This window comes from Pseudomonas sp. Pseusp97 (assembly GCF_047304025.1).
Classification (GTDB): domain Bacteria; phylum Pseudomonadota; class Gammaproteobacteria; order Pseudomonadales; family Pseudomonadaceae; genus Pseudomonas.
Genome location: NZ_JBGLYK010000139.1, coordinates 1 through 15,477, shown reverse-complemented (window position 1 = coordinate 15,477; position 15,477 = coordinate 1). Strand labels below are relative to the sequence as shown.

Annotated in this window: 15 protein-coding genes and 1 pseudogene; 9 read left to right on the top strand and 7 right to left on the bottom strand. The window is 67.3% G+C overall.

What is annotated here, in order from left to right:
- Positions 1–48: 48 nt before the first annotated feature.
- The 5 genes and pseudogenes from ACCC94_RS20175 to ACCC94_RS20155 all read left to right on the top strand — a co-directional run.
- Positions 49–144, top strand: a pseudogene (locus tag ACCC94_RS20175) (AAA family ATPase); the annotation flags it as partial.
- A gap of 1 nt (position 145) precedes the next feature.
- Positions 146–1,099: a DUF58 domain-containing protein gene (locus tag ACCC94_RS20170; RefSeq protein WP_413351305.1), complete on the top strand. Its 954-nt coding sequence runs from the start codon at positions 146–148 to the stop codon at positions 1,097–1,099.
- Complete coding sequence (locus tag ACCC94_RS20165) at positions 1,096–3,111, top strand: DUF3488 and DUF4129 domain-containing transglutaminase family protein (RefSeq protein WP_413351304.1); 2,016 nt, start codon at positions 1,096–1,098, stop codon at positions 3,109–3,111. Before ACCC94_RS20170 ends, ACCC94_RS20165 begins: the two co-directional genes overlap by 4 nt.
- Before the next feature lie 68 nt (positions 3,112–3,179).
- Positions 3,180–3,950, top strand: coding sequence for a CHAD domain-containing protein (locus ACCC94_RS20160; protein WP_413351303.1), 771 nt, complete (start codon positions 3,180–3,182; stop codon positions 3,948–3,950).
- A 109-nt stretch (positions 3,951–4,059) separates the two neighbouring features.
- A complete protein-coding gene (locus ACCC94_RS20155) occupies positions 4,060–4,860 on the top strand; it encodes an acyl-CoA thioesterase (RefSeq protein WP_413351302.1) in 801 nt (266 codons plus the stop codon).
- A 27-nt stretch (positions 4,861–4,887) separates the two neighbouring features.
- Here ACCC94_RS20155 and ACCC94_RS20150 read toward each other — a convergent pair whose 3' ends face one another.
- From ACCC94_RS20150 to ACCC94_RS20130, 5 genes are all read right to left on the bottom strand, one after another.
- Complete coding sequence (locus ACCC94_RS20150) at positions 4,888–6,465, bottom strand: GGDEF domain-containing protein (RefSeq protein ID WP_413351306.1); 1,578 nt, start codon at positions 6,463–6,465, stop codon at positions 4,888–4,890.
- Positions 6,465–6,869, bottom strand: a complete 405-nt coding sequence (locus ACCC94_RS20145) for an oxidoreductase (RefSeq protein WP_413351300.1) — start codon at positions 6,867–6,869, stop codon at positions 6,465–6,467. The genes ACCC94_RS20150 and ACCC94_RS20145 overlap by 1 nt, the downstream gene beginning before the upstream one ends.
- 187 nt (positions 6,870–7,056) lie before the next feature.
- Entirely contained in the window at positions 7,057–7,416 is a 360-nt protein-coding gene (locus tag ACCC94_RS20140; RefSeq protein ID WP_413351299.1) for an Mpo1-like protein, read from the bottom strand.
- A gap of 114 nt (positions 7,417–7,530) precedes the next feature.
- Positions 7,531–9,009 (bottom strand): methyl-accepting chemotaxis protein, encoded by a 1,479-nt coding sequence (locus tag ACCC94_RS20135; protein ID WP_413351298.1) that lies wholly within the window; start codon positions 9,007–9,009, stop codon positions 7,531–7,533.
- Positions 9,010–9,145: 136 nt separating this feature from the next.
- Positions 9,146–9,946 carry a TatD family hydrolase gene (locus tag ACCC94_RS20130; protein ID WP_413351297.1) on the bottom strand — a complete coding sequence of 267 codons (801 nt, stop codon included), beginning with the start codon at positions 9,944–9,946 and terminating at the stop codon, positions 9,146–9,148.
- 224 nt (positions 9,947–10,170) lie between these two features.
- On the opposite strand from ACCC94_RS20130, the gene ACCC94_RS20125 reads away from it, so the two are divergent.
- Together ACCC94_RS20125 and ACCC94_RS20120 are read left to right on the top strand one after the other, a co-directional pair.
- Positions 10,171–11,595 (top strand): transglycosylase SLT domain-containing protein, encoded by a 1,425-nt coding sequence (locus tag ACCC94_RS20125; protein WP_413351296.1) that lies wholly within the window; start codon positions 10,171–10,173, stop codon positions 11,593–11,595.
- 141 nt (positions 11,596–11,736) lie between these two features.
- Positions 11,737–12,171, top strand: a complete 435-nt coding sequence (locus ACCC94_RS20120; protein ID WP_017517576.1) for a DoxX family protein — start codon at positions 11,737–11,739, stop codon at positions 12,169–12,171.
- Positions 12,172–12,360: 189 nt separating this feature from the next.
- Here the strand turns inward: ACCC94_RS20120 and ACCC94_RS20115 are convergent, their stop codons facing one another.
- Positions 12,361–13,389 (bottom strand): YeiH family protein, encoded by a 1,029-nt coding sequence (locus tag ACCC94_RS20115; protein ID WP_413351295.1) that lies wholly within the window; start codon positions 13,387–13,389, stop codon positions 12,361–12,363.
- A 93-nt stretch (positions 13,390–13,482) separates the two neighbouring features.
- On the opposite strand from ACCC94_RS20115, the gene ACCC94_RS20110 reads away from it, so the two are divergent.
- Positions 13,483–14,382 carry a LysR family transcriptional regulator gene (locus ACCC94_RS20110; RefSeq protein ID WP_413351294.1) on the top strand — a complete coding sequence of 300 codons (900 nt, stop codon included), beginning with the start codon at positions 13,483–13,485 and terminating at the stop codon, positions 14,380–14,382.
- Here ACCC94_RS20110 and thpR read toward each other — a convergent pair.
- A complete protein-coding gene (thpR, locus tag ACCC94_RS20105) occupies positions 14,368–14,886 on the bottom strand; it encodes an RNA 2',3'-cyclic phosphodiesterase (protein WP_413351293.1) in 519 nt (172 codons plus the stop codon). The two genes, ACCC94_RS20110 and thpR, sit on opposite strands and share 15 nt — an antisense overlap.
- A gap of 182 nt (positions 14,887–15,068) precedes the next feature.
- On the opposite strand from thpR, the gene ACCC94_RS20100 reads away from it, so the two are divergent.
- Entirely contained in the window at positions 15,069–15,389 is a 321-nt protein-coding gene (locus ACCC94_RS20100; protein ID WP_192432847.1) for a hypothetical protein, read from the top strand.
- Positions 15,390–15,477: the final 88 nt, after the last annotated feature.

Here is a 15,477-nt window from a genome sequence, read left to right as displayed (position 1 = left end):
CATTCCACCCAGCCCCCCGTCAGCCATAAGACCCGCCGACTGGAGTAAATGGCCGGCCACCGCCTGCGCGATCAGGCCGACCCCGCCGGGCACGGCGGCGGCGCTCTGGTGCAGTGGTTGCTCCGCGAAGTGCCGGCGCTCTGAGATGCTGGTCAGGGTCAGGCCGCTGTGGCAGAGCTGGATAGCCCGGCGCATACCTCCCGCGCCCTCGCTGCAGCTCAACCAGCGGCGCATCTTCATCATTCCCACGCGGCAGGGAATGGCGTTCGGCGTCGCCCTGTTGCTGATGCTGCTCACCGCGATCAACTACCAGAACAGCCTGGCCTATGGGCTGACCTTCCTGCTGCTGTCGCTGTTCATCGTCGCCATCCTGCACACCTACCGCAACCTGGGTGGCCTGCGCCTCACCGCCCTCGGCGCGCACCCGGTATTCGTCGGCGAACAGGCGGCGTTCCGCGTGCGGCTGGAGGGCGAAGGGCGCGAGCGCCAGGCCATCGGCCTGGGCTGGGATGCCGAGCGCATGCAGTTCGCCGACGTCGCGGCAGACCAGGCAGAAGAACTGCTGCTCAGCGTGACGGCCCAGCGGCGCGGCTGGCTGCGTCCCGGTCGCCTGCGCGTTGAAAGCCGTTTCCCCCTGGGGCTGCTGGTGGCCTGGAGCTGGGTGGACCTGGACCAGGCGGTGCTGGTCTACCCGCATCCGCAGCCCGGCGACCTGCCGCTCGAAGGCGGGCCGGCGGAGAATGAGGAAGAGGGCGTGCGCCCCAATGGGCGTGGCGTCGACGACTACCAGGGACTGCGGCCCTACCAGCCGGGCGACTCGCGCCGGCGCCTGCACTGGAAGGCCTATTCACGCGGCCAGGGCTTGCTGGTGAAGGACTTCTCCGCGCTGGCCGGGCGCAACGTCTGGCTGGAGTTCGACAGCCTCGGCGGCGACACCGAGGGGCGCTTGTCGCGCCTGTGCTACTGGGTCCTGCAGCTCTCGCTGCGCCAGCAACCCTTCGGCCTGCGCCTGCCCGGCGCGCAGTTGCCGGTCGGCCTGGACGATGGTCATCGCGATGCCTGCCTGCGCGCCCTCGCGTTGCACGGGGTGACGCGATGAGCAACGCGGCGGCGACTGCCGCGCAGCCGATCCCTCGCGTGGCGCTGACCTGGCTGCTGGTGGCCCAGGCGGTGGTGATCATCCCGCATCTGGAACACTTGCCGATCTGGATCGTCGCCCTCTGGCTGGGCTGTGCGACCTGGCGTATCCAGGTGTTCCGCATGCGCGCCAGCTATCCCAGCGGCGTCGCCAAGCTGGCGCTGGTGGCGGCGGCAGGGCTGGGGGTGTGGTTCTCGCGCGGCTCGCTGATCGGCCTGGACGCCGGCGTGGTGCTGCTGATAGCGGCCTTCGTGGTGAAGCTGGTGGAACTCAGGACCCGCCGCGACGCCTGGGTGCTGATCCTGCTGGGTTTCTTCGCGGTGACCACCAGCTACCTGTTCCAGGACGACATCATCGCCGCGGTATTCAGCCTGCTGCCGGTGCTGGCCCTGCTGGCGGCGGCCATCGGCCTGCAGCAGAGCAGCTTCGCTGCGCGCCCGATGCCGACCCTGCGCCTGGCCGGCGGCCTGCTGCTGCAAGCCTTGCCGCTGATGTTGCTGATGTTCCTGCTGTTCCCGCGCATGGGGCCGTTGTGGTCGCTGCCGATGCCTGGCGAGCAGGCGCTCACCGGGCTGAGCGACTCGATGGCGCCGGGGGATATGGTCTCGCTCAGCCAGTCGCCGGCATTGGCGTTTCGCGTGAGCTTCGACGGCCCGCCGCCGGCGCGTTCCCAACTCTACTGGCGGGCGCTGACGCTGGAGCGATTCGATGGCGTGCGCTGGACCACCGCTTTCCAGCGCGGCGATGCTCCGCCGCAATGGCGAGGGCAGGGCGAGGCACTGAACTACCGGGTGATCATGGAGCCCAACGGGCGGCCCTGGTTGTTCGCCCTCGATGTCGCGCAGACGCCGCTGGGCGATGTGCGGCTGATGAGCGACTTCCACCTGGAGCGTCGTACACCGGTGCGCCAGGCATTGATGTACCGCGCCACGTCCTGGCCACAGGCCCTGCTCGAACCCACCGATGGCGCCCGTGCGCGGCGGCTGAACCTGACGCTGCCATCGTCGGGCAACCCCCGGGCGCGCGCCTGGGCGCAGCAATTGCGCGAGCGTCATCCGCAACCGGGCGAACTGGTGCAGGCGATGTTGCGGCATTTCCGCGAGCAGCCGTTCAGCTACACCCTCAGGCCGCCGGAAACGGGGCCCGAACGCATCGACGGTTTCCTCTTCGACACGCGCGCTGGCTTCTGCGAGCACTACGCCGGCGCCATGGCCTTCGTATTGCGCGCGGCGGGCATCCCGGCGCGGATCGTCACCGGCTATCAGGGCGGTGAGACCAGCTCGGCGGGGAATTACCTGAGCATCCGTCAGTTCGACGCCCACGCCTGGGTAGAGTACTGGCAGGACGGTAGCGGCTGGACGCGGGTCGACCCTACTGGCGCGGTCTCGCCCGAACGCATCGAACAGGGACTGGAAGCGGCCATGAGCAGCGAGGGCAGCTTTCTGGAGCAGGACCCGTTCTCGCCACTGCGCTATCGCAATTTCGCCCTGATCAACGGCCTGCGCGCCGCGTGGGACGACCTCAATTATCGCTGGCAGGCCTCGGTGCTCGGTTACCAGGGCGAGCAGCAGGGCGACCTGCTGCGGCGCTGGTTCGGCGATCTCGACCGGCAATGGCTCGGCGCCTTGCTGGTGGGCGGCGGGGCGGTATTGCTCGGCCTGCTGACGCTGGTGCTGTTCAAGCCCTGGCGGCGTGCCAGCGACCCGCAGCTGCGCAGCTTCCAGCGTTTCGAGCGGATGCTGGCGCCCCTGGGCGTGCGCCGCGAGCCGGGCGAGGGCGCGCGGGATTTCTGCCGGCGGGCGATCAAGCTGCTACCGGCCCATGCCGAGGCGATCCGCCGCTATGTGGATGCCTTCGAACAGCAGCGCTACGGCGGGGCAGCCGCAGCGCCTGCGCAATTGCGTGCGCACCTGGTTCGGCTGCGCCGCGAGCTGCCCTGGCGCCTGCGAGGCGCGCGCGGAAACGGGACGTGACATCGCGATCCTTGCCGCTGCGCTGGCCGGGGCTAACCTGATATTTCACTTACTGGATGGAGCCTGCCGTGACTTCCTTCTGCGATTACCTGGTAAGCCATCTGATCGAGCAGGAGGTCGCGCTGTTTTCCGCATCCTCCCGCCTGAAGGCCGGGTCCGACCCTGAAGCGTTGCACGACCTGCGTATCGCCGTGCGCCGTCTGCGCAGCCTGTTGCACCCGGTACGCGGCATGCCGGGCATCGATGAACTGGAGCAGGTGCTGGGCGACATGGGTCGCCTCAGTGGCCCGTTGCGCGACCTCGAAGTGTTGCTGCCGGTGCTGGAGGCCGAAGGCTATGAACGTGCTGCCGCGCTGCGTCGGCCGGCGCTGATTTCCGGCTACGCCACGCTGCTCGCCAGCCCGCAATGGGAGCGCCTGATGATGCGCCTGGATGGCTGGCCGCAACTGTGGCGCACCTCCGAGCGCCATGGTGTGCTCAAGGGCCTGCAGCGCAAGGTCGAGAAGCGCCTGGCAAAGGAGTGGCAGAAGCTGCGCGATGCGCTGAAGGACCCGGCCCACGACCGCCACCGCCTGCGCCTGCTGATCAAGCGGGTGCGTTATTCGCTGGAAGCCTACCCGAGGCAATCCGCCGTGCCGCAGCGCCTGCTGGCGCCGCTGAAGGACGCACAAGCGGCCCTCGGCGAATGGCACGACTATGAACAGTGGCTGATCCGCAGCGAGCGTGAGCTGGACCTGATGCCGCTGCAGCCGCACTGGAACGCCCGCCACGATCTCGCCGAGCGACTGGCCGACGAGAGCCTGGAGGCTCTGGAGAAGGCCCTGCATAGAGGCCATTGATGACAGGGCATTTGCTGGTGGGGACAAGGCTTTGGATGGTTTGCCGCAGCGGCCGGTGCACCTAAGATCGCAGCCAGCTCCATCTATCCAGAAGCCTCAGGAAGTCGACATGTCCTTCAGCGAAATGCTCCGGGTGGTGCGCGCCGCACCGCTATCCATCGTCATCCCCGCCACCTGGGCCCAGGGCCGGGCAAGCTTCGGCGGGCTGGTCGCGGCGCTGGCCTATGAGGCCATGGCGGCGGTGGCCGAGACCGGGCGACCGGTGCGTTCGCTGGCGATCACGTTCGTCGGCCCCATCGAGGTGGAGGTGCCGGTGAGCTTCCAGGCCGAAGTCCTGCGTGAGGGCAAGTCGGTCAGCCAGGTATTCTGCCGCGCCGTGCAGAACGACCAGGTGGTGTTGCTGGCGCAGGGCAGTTTCGGAGTGGCGCGCGAATCCGGCGTGCAGGTCGAGGGACTGCCGCCTCCGGCCTTCAAGTCCGTCGAGGACTGCCAGGAATTGCCTTATATCCGTAAGCTGATGCCAGCTTTCACACAGAATATCGCCATGCGCTGGGCGGTCGGGCACATGCCGTTCTCGGCCAGCCGCGAGCGCGAGATGGGCGGCTGGATGCGCTTTCGCGGGGATGACGTGGGCGACGAGCCGATGGGGATCAGCCACCTGCTGGCGCTGATCGACGCCTGGCCGCCAGCCAACCTGCCACACCTGAAGTCGCCGGCGCCCTCCAGCTCGCTGACCTGGACCGTGGAGTTCGTCCAGCCGCTGCCGTCGATGCCGGCCAACGGCTGGTGCCAGTACCTGGCGACCATCGAGCATGCGCGCGATGGCTATGGCCATATCGCGGCGCAGACCTGGTCGGCCGATGGCCAGTTGCTTGCCATCGGCCGGCAGACGGTGACCATCTTCGGCTGAAAGCCGTTCAACCAGAGCATCCTTGAGCTAGACGCCGGGCGCGATTTCCGTACGGTTGCGCCCGCCAGCCTTGGCCCGGTACAGGGCCCGGTCGGCACGAGCGAGCAGGTCTTCCAGGCGCAGCTCACCGTCGCGCCTTGCGGCCACGCCGATGCTCAGCGTCAGGCGCACGCGGCTGCCATCCTCGCTGGTGAAGGACAGCGCCTGCACGCTGTTGCGAACGCGCTCGGCGACTTGCAGCGCCTGCTGCAGGTCGGTCTCCGGAAGGATCGCGGCAAACTCCTCGCCACCCAGGCGGCCGAGCAGGTCCACCTCGCGCAGCCCCTGGGTCAGCTCCTTTGCCACGGCCTGCAGTACGGCATCTCCGAATGCGTGGCCGTGGGTGTCGTTGATCGGCTTGAAGAAGTCGATGTCCAGCATCAGCGCCGCGCACTGGCGCTCATAGCGCTGCGCGCTCTTGAGCAGCGCGACGCCGCGCTTGACGAAGGCGTGGCGGTTCTGCAGGCCGGTCAGCGGGTCGGTGGTGGCCAGCAGGCGCAGCTCCTGCTCCATGGCCTTGCGCTGGTTGATGTCGAAGCTCCACACCAGTGAGGCGGGTCGGCCTTCCACTTCCATTTTCCGTGCCCAGACGATCGCCCAGTAGGACGGGTTGCCGGCCAGGCGGGTTTCCCAGCTGTCCAGTTGGCCATGCTCGGCCAGTGACTGGCGGAAGCGTGCTTCCTCGTCGGGGTCATCGAACAGCCGGCGCAGGGTGAAGGGCTCGTCCGGGTGGATGCCGCTGCGCTGCAGCAGGCGCGGGCTGACGTAATGGGCGCGGGAGTCCTCGTCGCTCAGCAGCGCCACGTCGCTGGGGCTGGTGTCGAGGATGTAGCGCAGCAGCGTCTTGCGCTCGCTGAGCTCCTGGGTGCGTTGTTCGACGCGTTGCTCCAGGGACTGGTTAAGGTCGTGCAGGCGCTGGGACAGCAGCAGCTTGCGGCGCGAATTGGCGATTACCCGCAGCGCCAGCAGCACGCTGCACAGGCCCAGGCCGAAAAGCACCCAGGCCAGGAGGTTGAAGGCGCGCTGCAGGTCGAGGCGCTCGGCATCCATATAGTTGGTCAAGGCGATGTTGGTGATCATCACCAACTGGTGCATGGGATCGAGCAGGGGCGGCAGTTCGCGCAGCATCTCCCCGGCCAGTTGCTTCGCCTCCTGCGGCTTGCCCCAGGGCGCTCGGGCCAGCCAGCTGTCGCTCAGGCGCTGGATGCGCTCCAGAGTCGCCTGCACTTCCGGCCGTGGCACGACGAGGTAGCCGTAGACCGGCGTATTGCGCAGTGGCGGCAGGAGGCTGGCGAGCACCTCGATGCGCGTCGCCAGCGCATCGCTGTCGCTCTTGTCATCCAGCACCAGCCTTGCGGTATCCAGCGAGCGCTCCAGCTCGGCGCGCAGCTGGTAGGCCTGCCACAGCTCGCTGTGGGCGTCGGGATGAGCCAGCTGGCGGACATGCTGGTGCACCATCAGCAGCGCCGCGCCCGCGCCGGCGGTCAGGGCCGCGATCAGGCCGCTGAGGACGATGATGGTCAGGCGGCGGTAGCGCCGCCTGGGAGGTTGCGAGGGCACGGCGATCACTCCAGGGTAATGCGGCTTACCTGCCAGACGGTGCGGTTGAAGTAGACCTGAGTGCGCAACTCCGGGCGTTCGAGCATCGGGTAGATGACGAACAGCGGGCCGCGCTCGGCGATGCCGATGGCTTGGCCGTCGCGGCGGTAGGCGAGAATCGGCTCGAAGGCGTCGAGGTCGCTCAGCGGAATCAGGGCGGAATAGTCGTTCAGTGCCTCGACTCGCAGGCGTTGGGCGTCGCCGCGTTCGAAGCCGGCGAGCAGGGCGCTCAGGCGAACCCCCTGCCAGCCGTACACCCGCGACTCGTCGGGGAGCATGGAGCGCCGCGCGGTCTGCGGCAGCGCTTCCAGGTCGCGCAGCCGGTAGTGGCGCAGGAGCTGCGGCCGGCCTTTGACTGCGATAGTCAGCACGATGCGCTCGGCGGCCGCTTCCGGGGCCGAGTGCGCGGGCATGACAATAAACAGGCAGGCCAGAATGCCAATAAAATGACGAAAAGCCGACATCTCAACAGCTCGTGACGAAATCTCGACGATTATATCGGCGAACCGGCGGGGTACTTGAATGGCCGAAATGCCGCGCCCGGCCCTGATGGTCGATTCAGCGCCGGCGATTGCGCCAGGCGCGCCACCAGGCGCCGCTCAGGACGAAGCGCGGGAAGGTGACGAATTGCTCGACCAGCAGCCGGCTGACGGCGTCCTTGCGGTCGCTGAAGGGTTCGGGCGGTTGCTCCTCGAGCTTGTGTCCGCGGCCCTGGATGGCCAGCGAGGCGATCATGCCGATCACTCCCAGCGCGATGGCCGCCAGGCTCAGGCCGAACAGCCCGCTGAGCAGCGTCAGCGCGCCGAGGATGAACAGCGGCACGGCGATGATGTGCAGCGCCAGGTTGGTCGGGTTGCGATGGTTGGCGGCGTAGCCCTGCCATTGCCAGGCGACGAGGTTGGGATGACGTTTGCCCATGGAAAGCTCCCGAGACTGAGAAGCCCGCCTGAGCGCAGGCGGGCGCCATGACAGCAGTCTAGGTGCTGCCCCGCAGCCCGCGCCAATGGGCAGAGGCTATGCGGGCGATAGCAATTACAGGCGCAACTGGCGGATGGCGCGGCTGAGCTCGCCGGCGAGGTCAGCCAGCTGGTGGCTGGTGCCGGCCGACTCGACGGTCTGCTGCACGGTGTGTTCGGTGACGTCGCGGATGCCCACGACCGAACGGGTCATTTCCTCGGCGACCTGGCTCTGCTGTTCGGCGGCCACGGCGATCTGCGTATTGCTCTCGCGCATCAGCGCCACCGCCGATGCGATGGCGGCCAGGGCTTCGCCGGCTTCGCGGGCCTCCTCGACGCAGCCGTCGGCCTTGATCGAGCTTTCCTGCATGAACTCCACCGCGTCGCGGGTGCCGGACTGCAGCGCGTTGATCATCTGGGTGATCTCGTCGGTGGAATCCTGCACGCGCTTGGCAAGGTTGCGCACCTCGTCGGCGACCACGGCGAAGCCGCGGCCCATCTCGCCAGCGCGGGCGGCCTCGATGGCGGCGTTGAGGGCGAGCAGGTTGGTCTGTTCGGCGATGCCGTGGATCACGCTGACCACGCTGCTGATCTTGTGGCTGTCCTGGGCCAGCTGCTGGATCATCTCGGCGGTCTGCTGCACGCCCTGGGACAGCCCGGCGATGGACTGGCCGACGCGACCGACGACCTGCTGGCCATTGCCGGCCAGGCGGTCGGCTTCCTGCGACTGGTCGCGGGTGTCGGCAGCGTGCTGGGCGATGTGGTGGACGGTGGTGGACATCTCGTTGATGGCGGTGGCGGCCTGGTCGGTCTCGCTCTGCTGGCCGAGCATGCCCTGGCGCACCTGGCCCATGCTGTTGGCCAGGCTGCGTGCGCCCTCGTCGAGGCGTCCGGCGGCCTGCGCGACGGTGCCGACCACGCGCTGGTAGCCGGCCTGCATGGCATTGAAGGCGGTGGCCATCTGGCCGACTTCGTCGCGGCTTTCCAGCGGTACGCGGGCGGCCAGGTCGCCGCTCTTCTCGACGTGCAGCATCACGTCGCGCAGGGTCAGCAGGTGGGTGAGGATGAAGCGGATCAGTAGCTGCGAGGCGGCCAGCAGGGCCAGCATCAGCACCAGCACGGCGCCGGCGAAGGGCAGGGCGCGGTCCTCGAAGACGCTCCAGAAATCGGCGCCGGAGGCGAGCACGGCAACGCGCTGGCCATTGCCGATGTCCTGTACGTAGGCGCCGGCCAGTGCGCCTTGGCGGCCCTGCGCACCTTGCAGGTCGACCCAGCCATTGGCGCGGGCAAGGGCGGAGCCGTCGACACCGGCGATCTGCGGCGCACTGCCGCTGGCGAAGCTGACCAGATCAGGCGAGATCGGCAGCGCGGATCCCGCTGGCCAGTTCTTCAACAACTGGGCCTGGGCTTCGGCACCCTGGCGTGCCTGCTGGTTGCGCCCATCGAGCTCCTGGTGCATGGCGAACAGCACCAGCAGCAGGGTGGTGACGAAGGCGACCGCGTTGACGGCCCAGAATTTGTACTTGAGGGAAATATCGCGGATCCAGGCGGCCATAAATCTCTTCTTGTCGGTCGAATAGTGTCAAGGCGCCACTATTGTCGTGAAAAGGATGAAGGTGGCCATTGATGGGGATCAAGCCACCTTCCGCCCCCAACTTATCGGCCGCAGGAGTGCAAGCTTGAGCGCTGGTTCAAATTTCCGGCAGGTCAAAGAACCGTCGCGCGCAGGCGGTGGTATGGGCCGCGACCTGCTCCGCGCTCTCGCCCCGGTGCTGGGCCACGCAGGTCAGCACTTCGGGCAGGTACGCCGGCTGATTGCGGCCGTTTTTTGGCTTCGGCCGCAGGGTGCGCGGCAAGAGATAAGGTGCGTCGCTTTCCAGCATCAGCCGGCCTTCGGGGATTTCCCGCACCAGTTCCTGCAGGTGGGTGCCACGGCGCTCGTCGCAGATCCAGCCGGTGATGCCGATATGCAGGTCGAGGTCGAGGTAGGAATAAAGTGTGCGGCGCTCGCCGGTGAAGCAATGCACCACGGCGGCCGGCAGCTTGTCGCGGAACTCCTTGAGGATGGCCAGCAGGCGCTCGCCGGCGTCGCGCTCGTGGATGAAAACCGGCAATTGCAGTTCCACCGCCAGCCCCAGCTGTTCTTCGAATGCCTTCTCCTGCTGTGGGCGTGGCGAAAAGTCGCGGTTGAAGTCCAGTCCGCATTCGCCGACCGCCTTGACCCTGTCCTCGGCCAGCAGGCCGCGCAGCACCTTGGCGCTGCCGCTGTCCCAGTGGCTCGCTTCGTGCGGATGGACGCCGGCGGTGCAATACAGGCGCTGTTCTTCGTCCAGCTGCCGACACAGCTGCAGGGCCTGTTCGCTGTCGTCCAGGCTGGTCCCGGTCAGCACCATCTGCACGACGCCGGCCTCGATCGCGCGCGCGAGGACTGCTTCGCGTTCCGGGGCAAAACTCGGGTGGGTGAGGTTGACGCCGATGTCGATCAGTTGCATTTTTCTTCCTTTTGTCCGGAAGCGAAGCATAACAAAAGCCGCTTTTTCGACGAAAATTCTTCAAAAACAGCAGGTTGAGGAACATTCCGAAGATCTATCGGAAGTTTCGGGTTGGTATTGATCCCCTCCTGTGAGAGTCTTGCGCGCCCTTGGCGGCCGGGAACTACCGGTCGAAACCGCACTCTAACCGGCCCTTCGCCGAGTGCGAGCCCCCGGAGAGCTGGATGACCCGACTGTTGCTGCTACTGCTGTGCCTCGTGGCCCTGACGCCACTGCCGGCGGCTGCTCGCCTGACGGCCCAGCCGGAAAACTGGGAGCAGGAAAGCAGCGACGCACGCGATCTCGCCGCCATTCGTTCCGGTGGCACGCTGCGGGTCTTGGTCAACCAGAGCCGCAACAGCTCCGGCGAAATCAAGGGTGAACCCATCGGCATCGAATACCGCCGCCTGCGCGCCTTCGAGCAGTTCCTCAACGACAGCTCCCCCGGGCGCAAGCCGCTCACCATCAAGTTCATCCCCAAGGCCAAGGACCAGTTGCTCGGCGCGCTGCAGCGCGGCGAAGGCGATCTCGTCGCGCCAGGGGAAGTCTTGCTGGCCCGCGACGGCCAGAACGTCAGCCCCAGCCTGCCGTGGAAGGCCGACGTGCCGCTGGTGCTGGTGACCCGGCAGGGCAACCGCAAGTTCGTGCGCCTGGAGCAGCTCGCCGGCCGCACCATCACCTTGCCCGCCGGCAGCGCCGCCGGTGAGGCGGTGCGCAAGGTCAACGAGCGCCTGGCGCAGAAGCGCATGGCGCCGCTGGTGCTGGAGTGGACCGATTCCTCCCTGGCCGTGGAAGACGTGCTGGAGATGGTCCAGGCGGGCATCTTCAACTACACCGTGGTCGAGCAACCCATTGCCGAGCGCTGGAGCAAGGTCTTCACCAAGCTGCGCGTCGACCGTCATCTGGTGCTGGACAACAGCGAGCCGATGGCCTGGTACGTACGCCGTGACGCGCCGATGCTGCGCGCCAGCGTCAATCGCTTCCTCAAGGATTACCGCGCACCGGCGGACCAGGACGTGGCATTCCAGCGGCTCTACCGCCGCGCCTACCAGGTGCGCAACCCGCTGGTGGTGCCCGACCGCAAACGCCTGGAAGCCGTGCGTCCGACCCTGCAGCGCTATGGCGAGCAGAGCAAGGTGGACTGGCTGGCCCTGGCGGCGGTCGCGTTCAAGGAATCCAATCTGAATGCCGGCGCGCGCGGCGCCGGCGGCGCTACGGGGCTGATGCAGATCACCCCGGCAGCGGCCCGCGCCGTGGGCGTGGATACCGTGCACCAGAAGGAGAACAACGTGCAGGCCGCCAGCCGTTACATGGCGATGCTGCGCAAGCGCTTCTTCTCCAGCCCGCGCATCAATGAGCGTGACCGCATGGCCTTCGTCCTGGCTGCGTACAACGCCGGTCCCGAGCGGGTGCAAAGCCTGCGTGCGGAGGCCAAGCGCCAGGGCCTGAACCCCAACCAGTGGTTCTTCCAGGTCGAGCGCGTGGCGGCCGAGCAACTGGGCATGGGCGTGGTGAACTACGTCAGCAGCGTCAACAAGTACTATCTTGCATATCAGCGGGAACGTGATGGCCTCGAGCCACGTGAAAGCGTGGCGGCAATCAAGAAGTGATCGGTTTGTTCGATAGTTATTAGCGTGAAATTGCGCTTTTGATATCGGAAAAACTGGCTATATTGGTCGCCAAGCAACCACGGTTGTCACCCACTTCCTACGCAACCCTTCGCTCCCACTGAGCTCGCATAAGGACGCACCATGAACTCGCTGATCAAATCCATCCTGACCACCAACGCTGGCGCCGGCATCGCTGTACTGCGTATCACCACTGGCCTGACCTTCATGGCCCACGGCTCGCAGAAACTCTTCGGCGCCTTCGGTGGCCCGGGTCTGCAAGGCATGGCGGGCTGGCTGGAATCCCTCGGCGTGACCCCTGGCTACCTGATGGCCGCCCTGGCCGGCAGCGCCGAGTTCTTCGGCGGCCTGGCCCTGGTCCTGGGCCTGCTGGTGCGCCTGGCGAGCATCCCGCTGATCGTCGCCATGCTGGTCGCCGTATTCAGCGTGCACCTGGCCAACGGCTTCTTCATCACTGCCAACGGCTTCGAATACGCCTTCACCCTGATCATGATCAGCGTCGCGCTGCTGATCAGCGGCGCCGGCCCGTTCTCCCTGGACCGCAAGCTGTCCAGCTGATCGCTGGCGCCATCCACGGGGCATCTGTAGGAGCGAGCTTGCTCGCGAACAGTGCTTCCGGCGGCACCGGCATCGGGCGGTTCGCGAGCACGCTCGCTCCTACGAAGAGCAAAAATGCCGGGCATTGCCCGGCATTTATCGTTTTGTCCCTTGTGCAGGAGCCTTGCTTGGCGTTGCTCGGGTTTCGAATCAATGGAAGAGGTACTGCACCCCCCCATTGATCAGGCCGCCGCCCACCAGCAGGAAGATGAACAGCCCGGCGCCCAGCAGCAGCGGCTTGGGGCCTTCCTTGCGCAGGTCGCCCAGGCGGGTGGCCAGGCCCAGGGCCGCCATCGCCATGCCGAGCATCACGTCGTCCAGTTGCTGCAGCGGTGCCAGCCAGTTTTCCGGCACCCAGCCCAGCGAGCGCAGGCCGGTCACCAGCAGGAAGAACACGGCGAAGCCGGGAATGTGCAGCTTGCGGCGCGCGCCCGGCTCGGCGACTTCGGCACAGCCAACGCGTCCGAGGATCAGCAGGGCCGGGGCCAGCAGCAGGACGCGCAGCATCTTGCTGATCAGCGCGGCGTCTGCGGCGGCCGGGTCCATGGCGCGTCCGGCGGCAACCACCTGGGCAACCTCGTGGATGGTCGAGCCGGTGAACACCCCGAAGGCCTGCTCGCTGCCGAACAGGTTGGGCAGTGCGGCGTAGATCAAAGGGTGCAAAAGCATCGCCAGGGTGCCGAACAGCACAACGGTGGCTACCGCGACGGCGGTGTGCTCGGCGCGCGCCTTGAGCACCGGGCTGCTCGCCATCACCGCCGCGGCGCCGCAGATGGCGCTGCCGGCACCGATCAGCAGGGCGTTTTCGCGCGGCAGCCTGAGCCAGCGCTCGCCGATCCACCAGGCGACGGTCAGGGTGCTGGCGACCATCAGCACGTCGATGATCAGTGCGGCCGGGCCGAGGGCGGCGATGTCCTGGAAGGTCAGGCGCAGGCCGTAGAGCACCACGCCCAGGCGCAGCAGTTGCTGGCGCGACAGGTCGATGCCGGGGCGGATGCTGCCGAAGCGGGCCAGGCCGAGGTTGCCGGCCAGCAGCCCGATGAGGATCGCCAGGGTCAGGCTGCCGAGTCCCAGGTGCTGGAGCGCGGGAATGTCCATAAGCTGGCGGGAGCCGAAGGCGATGGCCAGGCAGAGCAGGGCACCGGGGAGGTAGTAGGGCAGGCGGCGGAGGGCGGTCATTACAGGCTCCTTGTGTAAGGTGAAACCATGGTGCCGCCCGGCTTCTTAGTGTAAAAACGGATTGTTCTTATTGGGTTGACCGGTTTTATCGATATGGGCCCGCGCATCACCCTTCGCCAGTTGGCGACCTTCACTGCCATCGCCGAGGTGGGCAACGTGACCCAGGCCGCGGCGCGCATAGCATTGTCGCAATCCGCCGCCAGCCAGGCGCTGCAGGAACTGGAGCGCAGCCTCGGCACGCGCCTGTTCGATCGCAGCGGCAAGCGCCTGGCGCTGAACGACAACGGCCGCGCCTTCTACCCCAAGGCTTGTGCGCTGCTGGCGCAGAGCGCAGAGCTGGAGAGCCTGTTCGAATCGGCGCCGGTGCAGTTGAGCCTGGGCGCCAGCCGCAGCATCGGCGGTTACCTGTTGCCGCAGGTGATGGCCGGCTTCCTCGCCGAGCTGCCCGAAAGCCGGCTGGAGTTGCAGGTGGCTAACAGCGGCGGGGTGATCGAGGCGTTGGCCGAGTTCCGGCTGGACGTGGCCTTCATCGAGGCGCCGATCCAGCATCCGCAGATCCAGCTCACCCCCTGGATGGCCGATGAGCTGCTGCTGGTGGTCGCGCCGGACCATCCTCTGGCCAGTGTGAAGCGCGTCAGCCTGGAGGACCTGGCAGCGGCGCGCTGGGTGCTGCGCGAGGCCGGGTCCGGTACCCGAGTGACTTTCGAACAGCAGGTGTTGCCGCGCCTGGGTAGCCTTAGCGCGCCTCTGGAAGTGAGCAACGCCGAGGCGATCAAACACCTGGTGGGCAGCGGTTTCGGTATCGGTTGCCTGTCGCAGCGCGTGGTGCAGGCGGAGCTTGCGCGCGGCCAACTGGTGCGCCTGGACAATCCACTGGGCCCGCTGCGGCGCACCTTCTTCCGTGCGCTGCACATCGACAAGTACCCCACGGCAAGCCTGCGCCGCTTCCTCGACTACGCCCAGGACTGGGCGGTGCGTTCAGACGCTCTCTAGCGGCCACTCGCCAATGGCGCGGTAGCGCACGCCGGTGGGGCTGTTCTCCGAGCTGAACAGCGTCACCGCCTGTGCTGGCAGCAGGAAGGAGGCCGATGCGAGCGGAGCGTGGCGGGCATGACGTGCCAGGGTGATGTGAGGATGGAACGGACGCTGCTCGACCTCGAAGCCGCCTGCTCGCAACTCCTCGCGCAGCGTGTGCACGAGTCCGTGCAGCGCGGCCGGAACGTCGCTGGGCGCCAGGTGCAGGATGCCGTTGTGCCAGCGCGCGATGTGGTCCAGCTGCAGGTCGAAACCCTGGCGCGGCAGGCGTTCGCCGATGGCGCGCAATTCCGCCTTGCGCCCGCGCGGCACCGAACCGAGAAAGGCCAGGGTGAGATGGAAATTGGCCTGGGCGACGGGCTGGCCGTCCAGCTGCAGTGCGTCTCGCCAGGCGGCGATGCGCCTGGCCAGTTCGGGTGGGCAGGGCAGGGCGAAGAACAGCCGCAGGGGTGGCGTGGTCATGCCTGAAGTCTCCTTGACAGCTTTGCCGGGGCTTCTCTAGGATGCCGCACAGCGCCGATTTAAGTAGCAACTTGCGGGGCGCGGATGCAAGCGACAGCTGACATCGAAATACCGCTAAAGCGCTGGTTCGGTGTGCCTCTCGCCGCGTCCAGCAGGACCCTTGAGGCGGAAGATCAGACACCATGACCTGTCCCAACCCGCATGTGCGCCTTGCCCCGATCACGACCGGCCTGCTGCGCCGCAATCCGAAGATACTCCTGGGCGGCAATCACCAGCCCACCCTCGTCCGTTACCTCGATGGCTGGCCCAAGCGCTGGAACGGCTCGCGTACCTTCCTCATCCAGTTCGCCGAGACCTTTGCCGATCTCGCCCGCTTCCCCAGCGACAGCTTCGACTTCGCCGTCGTGCAGTCGCCGGTGGCCGAGCAGCTCGAATCGGCTGTCCACGAGCTGACCCGTGTCGCCCGGCAGGGGCTGATTACCCGGCGCCCGCAGCCGCTTTGACGTTGTAGGAGCGGGGGGGGAAGGGGACGGGCGGTAGCAGCGGCGAGGATCGCGGGGGGGGGGGGGCGCCGCGGGCGCGGGCGCGGGG